At 67.7% G+C, this 13,860-nt stretch carries 14 protein-coding genes and 1 pseudogene; 4 read left to right on the forward strand and 11 right to left on the reverse strand.

Annotated features, from left to right (window positions below):
- Positions 1-175 precede the first annotated feature (175 nt).
- Entirely contained in the window at positions 176-526 is a 351-nt protein-coding gene (locus H4N64_RS10815; protein WP_186282011.1) for a DoxX family protein, read from the forward strand.
- 39 nt (positions 527-565) lie between these two features.
- Here the strand turns inward: H4N64_RS10815 and H4N64_RS10820 are convergent.
- From H4N64_RS10820 to H4N64_RS10865, 10 genes and pseudogenes are all read right to left on the reverse strand, one after another.
- A pseudogene (locus H4N64_RS10820) lies at positions 566-934 on the reverse strand (transposase); the annotation flags it as partial.
- Between the two features lie 75 nt (positions 935-1,009).
- On the reverse strand, positions 1,010-1,255 hold the full coding sequence (locus H4N64_RS10825; protein ID WP_186282012.1) for a hypothetical protein: 246 nt from the start codon (positions 1,253-1,255) through the stop codon (positions 1,010-1,012).
- A gap of 442 nt (positions 1,256-1,697) precedes the next feature.
- Positions 1,698-2,309 carry a GAF domain-containing protein gene (locus H4N64_RS10830; RefSeq protein ID WP_260859652.1) on the reverse strand — a complete coding sequence of 204 codons (612 nt, stop codon included), beginning with the start codon at positions 2,307-2,309 and terminating at the stop codon, positions 1,698-1,700.
- The gene (locus tag H4N64_RS10835) at positions 2,302-2,895 is read right to left on the reverse strand and encodes a GTP-binding protein (protein ID WP_186282013.1); all 594 of its coding nucleotides are present in this window, start codon (positions 2,893-2,895) and stop codon (positions 2,302-2,304) included. The genes H4N64_RS10830 and H4N64_RS10835 overlap by 8 nt, the downstream gene beginning before the upstream one ends.
- Entirely contained in the window at positions 2,873-3,265 is a 393-nt protein-coding gene (locus H4N64_RS10840; protein ID WP_186282014.1) for a DUF742 domain-containing protein, read from the reverse strand. Before H4N64_RS10840 ends, H4N64_RS10835 begins: the two co-directional genes overlap by 23 nt.
- Before the next feature lie 3 nt (positions 3,266-3,268).
- Positions 3,269-3,664 (reverse strand): roadblock/LC7 domain-containing protein, encoded by a 396-nt coding sequence (locus H4N64_RS10845; RefSeq protein WP_186282168.1) that lies wholly within the window; start codon positions 3,662-3,664, stop codon positions 3,269-3,271.
- Between the two features lie 30 nt (positions 3,665-3,694).
- Positions 3,695-5,224 (reverse strand): sensor histidine kinase, encoded by a 1,530-nt coding sequence (locus tag H4N64_RS10850; protein WP_260859653.1) that lies wholly within the window; start codon positions 5,222-5,224, stop codon positions 3,695-3,697.
- 1,374 nt (positions 5,225-6,598) lie between these two features.
- Positions 6,599-7,720, reverse strand: a complete 1,122-nt coding sequence (locus H4N64_RS10855) for an IS630 family transposase (RefSeq protein ID WP_336246677.1) — start codon at positions 7,718-7,720, stop codon at positions 6,599-6,601.
- A gap of 509 nt (positions 7,721-8,229) precedes the next feature.
- Positions 8,230-9,483 (reverse strand): tyrosine-type recombinase/integrase, encoded by a 1,254-nt coding sequence (locus H4N64_RS10860; protein WP_186282016.1) that lies wholly within the window; start codon positions 9,481-9,483, stop codon positions 8,230-8,232.
- Positions 9,484-9,610: 127 nt separating this feature from the next.
- Positions 9,611-9,889, reverse strand: coding sequence for a helix-turn-helix transcriptional regulator (locus H4N64_RS10865; RefSeq protein ID WP_186282017.1), 279 nt, complete (start codon positions 9,887-9,889; stop codon positions 9,611-9,613).
- A 200-nt stretch (positions 9,890-10,089) separates the two neighbouring features.
- Here H4N64_RS10865 and H4N64_RS10870 point away from each other — a divergent pair, with 200 nt between their 5' ends.
- Positions 10,090-10,299, forward strand: coding sequence for a hypothetical protein (locus tag H4N64_RS10870; protein WP_186282018.1), 210 nt, complete (start codon positions 10,090-10,092; stop codon positions 10,297-10,299).
- Positions 10,286-10,423: a hypothetical protein gene (locus H4N64_RS10875; protein ID WP_186282019.1), complete on the forward strand. Its 138-nt coding sequence runs from the start codon at positions 10,286-10,288 to the stop codon at positions 10,421-10,423. Before H4N64_RS10870 ends, H4N64_RS10875 begins: the two co-directional genes overlap by 14 nt.
- Positions 10,424-10,514: 91 nt before the next feature.
- Here H4N64_RS10875 and H4N64_RS10880 read toward each other — a convergent pair whose 3' ends face one another.
- Positions 10,515-12,110: a protein kinase domain-containing protein gene (locus H4N64_RS10880; protein ID WP_186282020.1), complete on the reverse strand. Its 1,596-nt coding sequence runs from the start codon at positions 12,108-12,110 to the stop codon at positions 10,515-10,517.
- A gap of 299 nt (positions 12,111-12,409) precedes the next feature.
- On the opposite strand from H4N64_RS10880, the gene H4N64_RS10885 reads away from it, so the two are divergent.
- Positions 12,410-13,717 (forward strand): RNA-binding domain-containing protein, encoded by a 1,308-nt coding sequence (locus H4N64_RS10885; RefSeq protein WP_186282021.1) that lies wholly within the window; start codon positions 12,410-12,412, stop codon positions 13,715-13,717.
- Positions 13,718-13,860 lie beyond the last annotated feature (143 nt).

The raw sequence follows: 13,860 nt of genomic DNA on the forward strand, positions 1-13,860 counted from the left end.
TGCTGTGACCGGGAAGGTACGCCGGGTTGTCGGCGACCTGGGCCTTGTCCGTGCCGGTCGGATGTGGGGCCACACCGATGTCGTGGCTTTGATCACAGTTGGCTCTACGGCTGGCCGCCATGGCCGATCATCAGCGCGTTAGTCCGAATAGCGTCGAAGTCAGCGGGGTGCGCACGTGAGCGTGGTAGCGGCCGTGTTGTCGGTTGTCGTCGGCGCGCTGTTCGTTGTCACGGGCGGGGTGAAGGTGATCGGCCTCCGCCAAAGCCTGGCCGTGCGCGACCACTTCGGCATGGCGTCCGGGGTCTGGCGTGCGGTGGGGCTACTGGAGTCTGTTGGCGGTATTGGCGTGCTGCTCGGAACCAAGGTCACTTTCCTTGGCCTGCTCGCCTTGAGCGGCCTGACTCTGTTGATGCTCAGCGCCATTGCTTCGCGATTCAGGGTGCACGACCCTGCTCACCTGCTCCTGGTCGACGTCACCGTGCTCGCGCTTGTCGTGGCAACGGCGGCTACCCACCTCGCGGGGTAGGCCAGTGGCAGGGCTTGGCCAGGTTCGTGAGGCCGCTGGTCATGCTGCGAGTGAGATTGGGCGTCCGCCCCAGCGGATGCCCTTCTCGCTGCGGATGCGGGCTCGTTCACGGCGCTGAGCTGCCAGCACGTCCGGGTGCCGGGCGTTGGCGTTGCGCCAGCGCAGGTAGCGGTGCAGTTCACGGGTCTGGACCGGGTGGTTCGGATGGTTCGAGTTCGCCAGGGTGAACTGCCGCAGCGGCCCGAAGTGCGCCTCGATCGGATTCGCCCAGGAGGCGTTGGTCGGGGTGAAGCACAGCTCGACCTTGTTCTTCCGCGCCCAGGTGCGGATCTTCGCGCCCTTGTGCGCGGAGAGGTTGTCCAAGATCACGTAGATTGGGACGCCGTCGGGGCCGGCCGCCCTGATGGTCAAAGCACCATCAACTACCGCCCGGGGGCGCCCTCGTTACGGTCCCAGCCGCAGGCCGTAACGGTCGCGGCGGGTTCACGGCATGGTGGTGAACTTCCCATCCGGCCGCTTGCACAGCCGGCCCCGCTCCGAGAGCCGCTCCAGCTTCGCGCGCAGCGCCTCCGATCGGGCCGGCTCAAGCGGGATACCCGGCTCGGCGCAGACCTGCTTGACCATGACCGGCCCCTCGGCCCGACGCGCCACATCCATGATCCGCCGATAGTCCTCGGGCAGCACCACCTGGTCCACGCCCCGCTCACGCTGCGGCACCAGCAGCACCACACGACCCGGGACTGTCCGGCCGCCACGGGCGGCGTCGTGTCTTGTCCCGCTTTGGCGCGGAGCTGCTCGGCCAGTCGGCGCGCGACCGGCTCGGCCACCGTGAGCTCCTCCAACTCGTCGCGCACCTCCTGAAGCTGCTGACTCACCTTCTCTACCTGCAGTTCCAGTTGGGTCCGGCGGGCCGTGATCAACTCGCGAAGACCTGGTTCCGCATCCGCCGTCCGGCGCACCTCCCGCCCGGATCGTACGGACAACCACCGCACTCACACCGGAGAATCCCCCTATCCGCGATCACCGTCATGGCAGATGATCTTGACGTCGGACAATCGCCCACCACCAGCACGAGTACACGACCACCGCCCCACACCAGCCCCGTGACCGGCGAGTTCAAGTTGGTGGATCTTCAATGGTCCACATGCCCCCCATGCACGAACAGGCTTTCTCACAAGCCGTGCCCCCGCTGCTCGATGCGCTCCACCAGGTCTGCAGCCATCGACTTGATGGTCTCCAGGCCTTGTTGACCCCAGCGATGCGGATCCTGGTTCACCGCACAGATCGTGCCGAGGACCATTCCCGTGCTGTCGATCAGTGGTGCTCCGAGGTAGGAGTAGATCCCGATGGCATCGACCACGTGATTCCCGGCAAAGCGTGGATAGTCGCGGACATCCTCAAGCACCAGAGCCTTGCGCCGCCTGACCACATGTGGGCAGAAGCCCATGTCGAAGTCACGAGGCATCACCCGGCCAGGCACAGGGTCCTCGAGAAGGGGGGAATCCAGGTTCACGGTTGTGTCGGCGGCCGCACTGTACAAGCCCGCGAAGAACTGACGGTTTTCGTCGATAAAGAAGTTGACTCCCGCGTAGCACCCGCCGGTGCGCTGCGCGAGTTCACGCGAGAAGTCGTCGAGCTCCGGAACGACCTTGTCCTCGATGCCCAACTCCCGGAGCCGGCGCGCCCGTTCTTCTACCTCAGGGTCCTCCGGAGGCAGCAGCAAATGACGCATCGCAACCGGTATCTCGCCTCCGAAGGGAGTCTTGTACGACATCTCAGCCATGGGAACTCCTTGAAGTGATCAGATACTGCACGAGGGAAAGTAGAACCCGAATACCCGAGCTGGACACGCGGGCATCGCACGGGACCACCGGGACCTCGGGCTTGAGGTCCAGCGCCGCCCGCACCTGTTCCGGCCGATAGCGGTGTGCTCCGTCGAACTCATTGACCGCGACGACGAAGTTGATGCCACGCGATTCGAAGAAGTCGACCGCCGCGAAACTGTGCTCGAGGCGACGGGTGTCCGCGAGCACCACCGCGCCGAGCGCGCCGGCCGACATCTCGTCCCACATGAACCAGAAACGCTTCTGACCGGGCGTGCCGAAGAGATAAAGCACGTGGTCAGGGCTGATGGTTATGCGGCCGAAGTCCATCGCGACCGTGGTGGCGCCCTTGTTCTCCACCCCGTCCAACCTGTCCGTGGCAGCACTGACCTCGGTGAGCAACTCTTCCGTGCTCAGCGGCTCAATTTCGCTCACTGCTCCCACAAAGGTGGTCTTGCCCACCCCGAAACCCCCCGCGACCAAAACCTTGATCCCCATCGGAAGGGAGTCGGTGCCGGGTGCCTCAAAGTCGCTTGAGGAGCCCATCCCGCAACGCCTCCAATAGTTCTATATCGGGGGGAGAGTAGGACCCCCCTGGTCCCGTGTTGAAGCGCCGTGTGACGACGGCCCCGCGCTCCACCAAGTCGGACAGCAGCACCTTGGCCACCGCTGCGGGCATGCGCGTGTGCCCTGCGATCTCAGCCACCGTGACCGGCGTCCGACACAGGTCGAGCACATGTGCGTGATCCAACCCGAGCTTGGGCCGCAGCCCGGTACCCGTGGCCACCACCATGGTCATCAGGTCGAATTGGCACGTGGGTTCGGTGCGTCCGTCGCTGAAGGTGTACGGCCGGACCAGCCGCCCCAGGGCATCGTCGAGCAACGGCCTATGCGGATCGTCCGGGTCGTCCGGCATCGCTCACTGCCCCACCGAGTTACGGGGAGCGGCCCCCAGGTGGCTGCGGACGCTCTTCACCATCATGGCCATCTCGTAGCCGAGGACCGGCACATCCGCCTCGCGCCCGGCGAACACTGCCAACAGGGCACCCGGCCCAGCCGCGGAGACAAAGAGCATCGAGTTGCTGAGTTCGGTCACGATCTGCCGCACTTCATCGCCGTCGTCGAATCGCTTGCCGGCACTACGCGCCAGGGAGTGGAGCCCGCTGGCGAGGGCAGCCAGATGATCCGCCGCGTCTTTGTCGAGTCCGTCCGAGGCCATTACCAGACCGTCCGAGGACAACAGCAGTGCACTGCGCGTGTGCGGTACGCGCTGCACAAGGCCGCTCAACAGCCAAGAGAGATCTTCGCTCACGATCGCCCACTTCTCCTAAATGACGTGAAACTGCTAGGGGGCCGGGTCCGGTCGCTTCTCCCCGCCGATGACCGGGGAGGTGTCGGTTTCCTTGGAGTCCTCGGCGAGTCGGACGCCGCTCTGGAACGCGGCCATCAGGCCGGGATCGTGATCGACTTCCTTGGACACCGCGGCAGCGTGGGGGGACTGCCGCAATTCCGGGGGGAGGCTTTCCCGACGGCGCCGCTTGGGCAGCGCGGGGGCATCGTCTCCCGGGGTGAGGGCTGCGACGGGGGCGAGTGGCGGTTCGGCCACGGGCGCGGATGCGGATATCGAGCCCCGAGCGACGGCTGCGTCCGACGCAGGTGCCTGCTCCGGCGAGTTGTCGGCGTGTGCGTGAGAGGCGGCGCTGGGGGTGACGCCCGACGACTGTTGCCGGGGCGACTCTTGCCGTGACTCCTGTTGCTGTGATTCCGCCGCGTTCTGGCCGCCCTGGCCCAGCAGTTCGTGCGGCAGCACCACCACGGCCTGCGTACCGCCGTAGACGTTGCTCCGGAGTTGTACGACGATGCCGTGCTGCCGGGCCAGTACGGAGACCACGTACAGGCCGATCCGACCGTCATTGAGCAGGTCGCCCAGAGCAATGCCCTCAGGGGCGGCGAGCAGGGCGTTCATCTGGTCCCGCTCGGCGGAGGTCATGCCAAGACCGCGGTCCTCGACCTCGACCGCAAGGCCGGCGGTGACGTGCTCGGCACGGAGCAGCACCTGGGTCTGGGGACGGGAGAACACCGTGGCGTTCTCCACCAGTTCGGCCAGCAGGTGGACCACGTCGACGACCGCATGGCCGCTCACCGTCCCGTCCACCGGAGGCACCATCTTGACCCGCGAGTACTGCTCGATCTCGGCGGCGGCGGAACGCATGACATCGGCCATGCTGACCGGGCGGGTCCACTGACGGTAGGAGACAGCACCGCCGAGCACGGCGAGGTTCTCGGCGTATCGCCGGATACGGGTGGCCAGGTGGTCCACGTGGAACAGGCCCTTGAGCAGGTCCGGGTTCTCGACCTCGTTCTCCAGATCGTCAAGGAGACCGATCTCGCGGTGTACGAGGGACTCCAGCCTTCGGGCCAGATTGGCGAACACCTCGAAGTGCTCGCCGCCATGCTCCCGTGCCGCGAGTTCCACGGCCGTCGACTCGGCAACGCGCTGAGATGATGCGATCTCGCTCCCCAGCCGATCCAGCGCCTCGTCCGTCCGCTCGGGCAACGGGCCGGCCTGCTGCCGCTGAGTCTCAATCAGCTGTTGGCCACGCTTCATCTGCCCGCGCAGCTGCGCCAGTTCGGCCTGAGCGCGTGCCGCGAAAGAGCTGAGCTCGGTATGGCGGCGTGCCACGGCCCGCGCCTTCCCGTAGGCGATGAGCGCGGCGCCGGAGAGGATCAAGCAGACGAGTAGCAGCGTGCCATTGAGCAGACCCCAGAAGGCCGCCTTGTCGACGTAGCCGACGCCTGCGCTGAACAGGAGCGCAGCGGCCGCGGCCCCGATGACCGTGACCAGCACGGCAGGCAACACAGCGAGAAGCACCATCTGGCGCTCAACTGCCTTGCCACGCCCGCCCATTGTGTCCGGAACATGACACACCTGAGCCTGAGGGTCGGCGGACGTCATCTCCTGGTGGGCATGAGGGGGCAACATCAAAGGTTCCTGCATCACAGCCTCTTGTTGCGTACCGGCCAGTTGGTTTGGCTGAAAGTGTACGGCGTACGCTACCGCAACTGCACCTCACGTCACGAGCAGGGATGCCACAGGGGTTGATGGCAGACCGCACTTCCCTGAACTGGCCCCCACTGCCGGGGCGCAGGCCCGGCTGAACGTGCCAGAACCGGGCCGATCCATGCCAGATCTGCACATCCCGATCGCCCTGCTGTGCATTTGTGAACCTGAACTGCCTGATGAGGATGGGGAGGTGAGCCACGGCGAGGTGGGGGAACCAGACCACCTGCCGTACACACCAGAGCGATCGCGAGGAACACGGTCCGATACGAGACAGCCGGGCCGGCAGCAGTCGCGGCGAGGGGGGACCAGGGCGGCGAGGGCGAGGGCGCCGCCGATCTGCCGGGTGGCGTTCATGAGTCCGGAGGCGGCACCGGCGTCCTGGCCGTCGGTACCGGAGGTGACCGTAGTGGTGATCGGCGTGATCAGCAGGCCCATCCCTGTGGACATCACGATCCCCGGCCGCGCAGCCCGTCGACGTAGCCGCTGTGCGCGCCGGTCCGGCTCTGCCAGAGCCTGCTGAGCACCGACGGCTCTGAGGCCCTGCGCTACGCCGAGTGGGTCAGCGCCGAAGACCACGGGGAGTCGGCCCTGGGCCGGCGCACACGACCTGTGGCACGACATCTTCTCCGGCGCCCCCGGCATCCACCTCTCCCCCGGCGGACGGCATCAGCTGCAACGTTTCCGGTCCCGGGCAGGGGCGTAAAGGCGGGTGGCGAGCCGATGCAGCGAGCTGCGACGCGACAACACCCCGAGATCGACTGGCAGCACCTGCGGCCACTCCAGAAGGGCCGACGCTCCCCGCCCGCCGCCCTGGCTTTGAAACCCTAGGCCCCCGGCACAGTCGATCTGGCGGGCAAGCTCTGGGCCATCATCGTTCGGGCCGGCGGTAGGCCGACCTGGCAATAGAGCGCGCTGTACCAGCCTGGTGACGACCGTGGGCGCGCACCGCGCGCCTGCTCCGAGGGGGTCGGCAGTAGCGACGTGAGGCCTGGCCACTCGTTGGGGACGTAGTGCGCCTTGGGCGTTGGCCTGGTGCCTCGACGGGGAGGAGAAGACGGTGGTGACCGACCTGCTCACCTGCTCCTGGTCGACGTCACCGTGCTCGCGCTTGTCGTGGCAACGGCGGCTACCCACCTCGCGGGGTAGGCCAGTGGCAGGGCTTGGCCAGGTTCGTGAGGCCGCTGGTCATGCTGCGAGTGAGATTGGGCGTCCGCCCCAGCGGATGCCCTTCTCGCTGCGGATGCGGGCTCGTTCACGGCGCTGAGCTGCCAGCACGTCCGGGTGCCGGGCGTTGGCGTTGCGCCAGCGCAGGTAGCGGTGCAGTTCACGGGTCTGGACCGGGTGGTTCGGATGGTTCGAGTTCGCCAGGGTGAACTGCCGCAGCGGCCCGAAGTGCGCCTCGATCGGATTCGCCCAGGAGGCGTTGGTCGGGGTGAAGCACAGCTCGACCTTGTTCTTCCGCGCCCAGGTGCGGATCTTCGCGCCCTTGTGCGCGGAGAGGTTGTCCAAGATCACGTAGATCGGGACGCCGTCGGGGCCGGCGGCCCTGATCGACTTCAGCGCGGCCAGGGTATTCGCCGCTCCCTTGCGGCGGCGGTTGACGCCCCACAGCGTGTCGTCGCCGACCGAGTAACAGCCGTGGAAGTAGGTCACGCCCTGGGTGCGGTGGTAGGTCGCGGGGAGGCGGTCAGGGCGTCCCTGCTCGGCCCAGCAGGAACCGCCGGTAGGGCGGATGCCCAGCGGGCCGAACTCGTCGAAGGCGAAGACCCGGTCGGGGAAGTGCTCCAGGACGTGCTCGATCCGGTCGAGCTTGGCGTCGTACTCGGGGTCGGTGGACTCTTTCCAGGTCTTGGTGCGCTGGAAGGTGACTCCGCGGCGGGCCAGCAGGCAGCGCAGGGCTTCACGGCCGATGCGGATCACCCGGCCGTGGACCTTGCGTAGGTACGCGGTGAGTTTGCGGATGGGCCAGCGGGTGAAGGGCTGGCCGAGCTTGGTCGGGCGGGTGGTGGCCGTCGCCACGACGAAGTCCTCGTCGTCAAGGCTGAGTCGGCGGGGACGGCCTCCCGCCCACTGAGGGTCCAGACAGGCCAGGCCGATCTCGTTGAACCGGTGGATGACGTCGCGGACGGTGTCCTCGTCGGCCTGCACCAGTCGCGCGATCACCGGTAGGCGGTTCCCGCCGGCCGAGGCCAGCAGCATCATCGCGCGCCGGTAGCGCACCGAGTTGGTGCTGCCCCGACGCATGATCTGCTGCAGCTTCTGGCCCTCCTGGTCGGTCAGTCTGCGCACTCGGACGGGCTCGGCCACTGCGCCTCCAATTGCGGGATCGGATTCCATCTCACATCCGACCCGGCCGGACGTCACCCGCGCGACCACCCAACCCGGCGAACCTTCCCGGTCAAAGCACTAGCTGCGCGACTGAGCAGGGCTGTCGAAGAGGTACAAGCTCGCCGGGGCTTCGTAGACTGCTCGGCCATTACGGCGGGGCCACTCGGATGTCCCAGGACAGAGGCCACACTCTGCAGTTCAGGCCCCGAGACCGCCACTCTCCGGGCCCGCGAGCCACGGCTACTTTCATGGCTACGTACGTAGCCGCGCGCCCCCGTTTGAACCGGTACGGAACGGGGTCTGACCAAGCCCTTGATCCAACAAAAAAGGGCCCCTGACCAGCATATTCACTGAACTGGGGCCCTTGGTGGCAGACGAGTCGGGCTATACGCCGGGTTCTGTTCCGCTCAGGGAGCGATCACGCTCTGACCTGCATGTTTGCGGGCATCCGGCGGCTTGTCCAGCCCTCTGGGACTTCTCAGGGACTTTCAGCCGAGGTCCGTGAACCACGCTTCGATGGCGGACAGTCCCCGGGCGCCGGCCTGCGGCATGAAGTGCGTGTACGTCCGGAGCGTGAACGCCGGGTCGGAGTGCCCCAGCCACTTCGCGAGCGAGACGATCGACTCACCGGCTTCGAGCATCACCGAGGCGTACGTGTGGCGCAAGACGTGGAAGCCGTGCTCGCGGCTCGGCTCCCATACACGCGACGGCTTCTCGCCCGGCTGTCGCTTGGGCAGCGGCGGGATGACTCCCGCAGCGGCGAGCGCGGGCTTCCACGCCTTGGTGTTCCAGGTGGTGCGGTTGATCGCGCCGCGTCGCCCGGTGTAGACGAGCAGCGGGACGGTCACCTTGCGCCGGTCCTCGCGTGCGAGGTCGGGCTCCTCGGGATCCAGCCACGGCAGGGTGACGTCGATCGGTTCGAAGCGTTCCTGGTGCGTGAGGAGCCGCTTCGCGAGCACCTTCGGCAGAGGCACGTCGCGTTCCTTGCCACCTTTGGGCAGGCCGAAGTACAGCTGCGACTTGTACATGAGGATCTGCCGCTCTATATGCACGAAGTCGCCATGGATGTCACCCGCGCTGAAGCCGAACACCTCACCCTGCCGAAGTCCGCATCCGACGCCGAGGTCGAGCATGATCCGGTAGCGGTCGGCCAGCGCCTCCCGTACGGCGTCGACACGATCCTGCTCCCAGGCGCGAGCCTTGCGCTCCGGCTTCTTCGGCGGCTTGATCGAGCTGTTGCCCTTGCACGGGTTGCGGTACAACCGCTTGTCCTCGACCGCGGCCTGCATGATCGCCTTGAGGTACACCCACGCGACATAGGCGGTGCTCGACGCCACCGCCCTCTGCACGTCGGCCGACCACTTGCGCAGCTCCGCGACGCCGACGTCCCTAAGAGCCAGGTCTCCGAGCTGTGGCAGCACCTGCCCCCAGATCCGGTGCCTCATGCTTTCCAGCGTCTGAGCCGGATGCACCTGGGACGGCCACCAGTGCTTCTCGACATATTCGCGAAGGCTGATCGCACCGTCTCGCGCGTCGACGAAATCCCCTCGACGTGCGTCGGTCTGTGCCTCGGCCAGCCATGCCTTGGCGTCCGCGACAGTGTCGAAAGACCGGTCGCGGACCCCCGGTATCCCCTTGACGCGGTAGCGCGTGCACTTACTCCAAAGGGCGGTGCGCTCGCGCTTGCCCGTCTCCTTGTTCGGCCGCTTCTTGAGCCACCGGTCCTCGATGTAACCCGCCATACTCGTCTTACCCTCGGCCTCGCCTTGCTTCTCTCGGCGCGATCTGCGTCGCGATCAGACACACAGACGATCTCCGTGTGCATGAAATTCCGAGTGCTGCTGAACTCCCCAGACCCGTTTTGCCAAGTCAGGCAGCCCGGCGACGCTCACGCTGCCGCGGGGCCTTGTTCAGCGGGTTGAGGGCCGGGTTCGACCGCGAGTCCGCCTGCTGCTGTTCGCTGAGCCACGCATCGAGCAGGTCCCGGCGGTACATGACCCTCCCGCCGGGCCCCATCCGGAAGCTGGGCGGCCCTTGCCGACGGTGGCGCCAGACGTACAGGGTGTTCACCGAGATACCCATGTATTGCGCAGCGTTCTGAACGTTCAGGAACGCAGCCTCAACGGCGGGCATGGACTGGTTGCGCATCGCGTGTCTCCGAAGTAAGCGCTGCCGAGGCAGCGGTCGTTCCGTCCTCCCGCCCACCGCGCAGCGAGGCCGCACGGATCACTGCTGGCGAGCAGCATCAGAATCCGGAGAATCAGTGGTTTGGTGCGGCTGTCACCTCGTGCTAGAGGGCGGCCGACCGTCGTCTACAGCAGGCACGCCATTTCGCGCCCAGGGCCGTGATGGACGGCGTGGCACTCGCCGAGGCGCAGGAGCAACTGGCACGGGCAGACCTCGAGGCTGCGCTGCTGGCCGGCCTGCCGCCGTACAGCATCGAGGCGGCCGCGGACGGGGAGGAGACGGGCGTGGCCCTGGTGCCGGAGGGCCGCCACGCGCTGCGCCTGGCAGCAGGACCCGGCGGCCGCGCGCCACCTGCCCGTGGGGCTGCGTGATGCCCAGCAGGCCGCCATGAACCAGGCGCTGCGCACGATCTTGTCCGCCCATCAATTCGGGATCGCCGAGGGCCCGCTGGGGGAGGCTCCCCTCGTCCTCGGGCTCACCCGCCCCGACGGGTGAGCCCGAGGCGGCTGTGATCAGCGCGGTTGTGGCGGGTAGGCGGTGCTGCCGGCGGTCGCCAGGACGCGGCTGCTGCTGGGGGAGCAGGTGGTCATTGTGCGGCGAACCCGGTACAAGCGATGTAGCGCTGTGAGCCGTCTCCGACGGACCAGGCCACGGTATATGTGCCTGGTGGGTAGTCGGCGACGGCTCCCGGGAAGTCTCCGGGCCAGACCACGGTGGCCGGAGTGTCGGAGTGCACGGTGGTGCGTGCCAGGCGTGAGGTGCCGTCGGGCAGGTAGACGCGGGCCAGGACGGGCATCTCGGTCTGTACGGGGTCGATGTTGCCGTACTTGTTGCGCAGGGTGAGTTCCACTGCGTCTCCGGCCCGGACGTCGCCGGGGGCGACGTACTGCCACGCCCCGTCGACTTCTGCTTCTTTCCGGGGCGCGCAGTCGAGCTGGTCCGGCAGGTAAGTGAACGGCGGGGGCTGCAGCGGGGAGGGGAACGTCGGCGACGGCGCGCGGGCTTCCTCGGAAGCGACGGCGGGCGTAGCTGGGGAGGGCGTCGGCGACGCGGTGTCGCGGGACTCCCCGCTGCGGGTCGGCTCCGCCGCGGGCGGGGCGCTGTGGGCCTTCGTCTGGCCGCTGGGCAGCGCCGTTTCCTGGCCCTGCTCGGGTGTGGAGGCTGATGATGCGGCGATTGCTCCGCCGATGCCGCCCACAACAGCCGCGATGGCAGCGACCGCAGCCAGTAGCTTGACTCGGCGGCCGCGGGCAGCGGTGGGCCAGGCAGCGTCGTTCTCGGGCGGCAGGTCCCAGTGGGCGCTCACCAGATCGGAAACCAGTGTTGGCTGCTCCTGAGCGCGCGGGGTAGCGGCTGTGGCCTGCGCGGCGAGCAGCGCCGTACAGGCGTCGCGGAGTTCGGCTGCGGTCGGCCGGGCGTCGGGTTCCTTGGCGAGTGCCTGCACAACCAGCGGCAGCAGGGCCTCGGGCATGCCCTGCACGTCCGGCTCGGCGGAGAGAACCCGGAAGGCCACGGCATCGGGGGCGCCGGTGCCGAAGGGGAGGCGGCCGGTTGCAGCGTAGGCGATCAACGCGCCCCAGGCGAAAATGTCCCCTGCGGGGCCCACTTCACCTGTGCGGTAGTGCTCCGGACTGATCCAGCCGGGAGTGCCGGTCATCACCCCGGTGCGGGTCACCGAGGTGCCGTCCAGGAGGTGGGCGATGCCGAAGTCCAGCAACCGGGGGCCGGCCGGGGCGAGGATGACGTTCTGGGGTTTCACATCCCGGTGGATGACGCCCGACTCGTGCACTGCGGCGAGCGCGGCCGCGGTTCCGGCTGCCAGCGCGTACAGACGGGCCCCGCCCAGGGCGCCGCTCGAGGCGAGATGCTGGTCGAGGGTGGGGCCAGGGACAAAGGCAGTGGCCAGCCACGGAACGGTGCCGTCGGTGTCGGCATCATGGACGGGCACCAGACAGGGTCCTGTCACCTGCTGGGAGAGTCGCACCTCCCGACGGAAGCGGGCCCGGAACTCGTCGTCTGCCGCCTGCGCGGGGTGGACGACCTTGACTGCTACCTGCAGTCCTGAGGAGTCGAGCGCGGCATACACGGAGCCCATGCCGCCCGTCCCGAGCCGCCCGATGACGCGGTAGGGGCCTATGCGGCGAGGATCGCCCGGGTGCACCGGCTGGATACGGCTGGACACAAAGGCTCCTCAAACATGATCAGCGGCGCGTATCGGCCGGGCGGGTGCTGCATGTTATCGAGCGATCCCGCCCCTACGTCTCGCACGCCCGAAGCCCAGCAGGCACCCGGGCCGCGTCCACGTCGTGCAGGACGGCACCGTCCACCCCACGCGGGTACTGCACCTGACGGACGCCGAAGTCGCCGCGTGGGCCAGCGACCAGGAGACCGAGACGCGCTGACCCCTGCCGCACCGAAACGGACGGCCGATTGTCAGACCCCCTCCGTACTCTTGGCGCTCAGCCGCTTGGGCTACGGCCCGTGCTGGGCCTTGGATCACGAGAAGCGGGACCGCACAGTGACATCGATCTACCTCTCCTCCGACAACCCCGGTGGATACCGAAGACCGAGGCCGACCTGCAGGCCGCCGTCGACGGCGGCCTCTTCGAGGAAAGCCACCACCTCGACCTCAAGAAGGCCCCGAACAGCAAGGGCGACAACAAGGAACTCGCGCGGGACCTGGCCTCGTTCGCCGTCGATGGCGGCACCCTGATCATCGGGGTGCAGGAGAACAAGGAAAGCCGCACCTTCGAACTCGCCCCCCAGCCGCTGAACGGACTGCCGGAGAAGGTCGAATCCGTGGCACGGACCATCCCCGACCCGCCGCTCACCGTCATCACCGAGGAGATCAGCTCAGCGGCCGACGACGGAACCGGCTACCTCATCGTCCACATCCCGGCCAGCCCCGTCGCACCGCACATGGTCGACAACAGGTACTTCGGCCGCGGCGACAAGACGAAGTACCAGATGGGCGACGCCGAGGTCGTCGCCCTGCACACAAGGCGACGCAACACCGAAGCCGACACCCTCGCCCTGCTGCGCAAGGAGATGGACGAAGACCCGCTGCGCGACGTCGGCGCCCAGTCCCACCTCTTCCTGGTGGCCCAGCCCACAGCCGGACGACGGGACATGTGCCTGCCCATCACCGGCGCCCAGGACTGGAACCTCCGCCTGCACACACTGATCACCCGCGTCCAGGAAAACCAGAAACTCCGGGCGGCGCTCTCGGACCAGGGCTTCAGCCCCGACCTGAGCCACGCCCACCAAGGGCGCCGACGCGCCAGGGGAGTGGCTCTCAGCTCCTCAAGTCTCAAGTCCGACCGCACCTACGCCGCAGAGGGCAACTGGGGCGATGAACACGTAATCGAAGTTCAACTCTTCGAGGATGGCGGACTACGGCTGTTCATGACCCGTCTCTCCGACAGCCTCCACGACCGGTATACGCCGGAAGAAGACGCGGAGCAGGTTCTCTTCGATGCGGGCGCCGTCATCCTCACCCGGCACATGCTGGAGCTGATCCGCCTCGTCTCCGAAGACGTGGGCTACCACGGGAACTGGGCGGTGGCGGTCGGAGCCAGCCGACTCCGCGGCCGTCGCAGGTACGCCGGACAGTCGCACTTCCCCAGCAACCACAGGTACAGCGCCGACACTTACGAGGAGAGCACCGGCGCGACCTTGGCCGAACTGCGTGAAGCACCAGGCACGGTGACCCGCAGGCTCCTCGGCCCCCTGCTCCGCTCGCTGGACTCCGAAGCGCTGTTCGCGAAGGCCCTGACCGACGAAGGATGAGCTTCGGCTTCATGAGACACCACGGGCCCCGGGGGATCAGCCATGACTTCCCGGGACCCACTGTCATCCTGGGGCGGGTGGCGGACCAGGGAGTGCGCGCATTGCTGCCGATCGAGCGTCGCCCTCGCCCCGGGCACGGCGGG

This window comes from Streptomyces cupreus, assembly GCF_014257025.1.
Classification (GTDB): domain Bacteria; phylum Actinomycetota; class Actinomycetes; order Streptomycetales; family Streptomycetaceae; genus Streptomyces; species Streptomyces cupreus.

Excerpts from the sequence above, each read along its gene's own strand:
- H4N64_RS10830 (WP_260859652.1), bottom strand. The coding sequence starts at position 2,309 with ATGGCTGAGATGTCGTACAAGACTCCCTTCGGAGGCGAGATACCGGTT.
- H4N64_RS10835 (WP_186282013.1), bottom strand. The coding sequence starts at position 2,895 with ATGGGCTCCTCAAGCGACTTTGAGGCACCCGGCACCGACTCCCTTCCG.
- H4N64_RS10840 (WP_186282014.1), bottom strand. The coding sequence starts at position 3,265 with ATGCCGGACGACCCGGACGATCCGCATAGGCCGTTGCTCGACGATGCC.
- H4N64_RS10850 (WP_260859653.1), bottom strand. The coding sequence starts at position 5,224 with ATGGTGCTTCTCGCTGTGTTGCCTGCCGTGCTGGTCACGGTCATCGGG.
- H4N64_RS10860 (WP_186282016.1), bottom strand. The coding sequence starts at position 9,483 with ATGGCGGGTTACATCGAGGACCGGTGGCTCAAGAAGCGGCCGAACAAG.
- H4N64_RS10865 (WP_186282017.1), bottom strand. The coding sequence starts at position 9,889 with ATGCGCAACCAGTCCATGCCCGCCGTTGAGGCTGCGTTCCTGAACGTT.
- H4N64_RS10870 (WP_186282018.1), top strand. The coding sequence starts at position 10,090 with ATGGACGGCGTGGCACTCGCCGAGGCGCAGGAGCAACTGGCACGGGCA.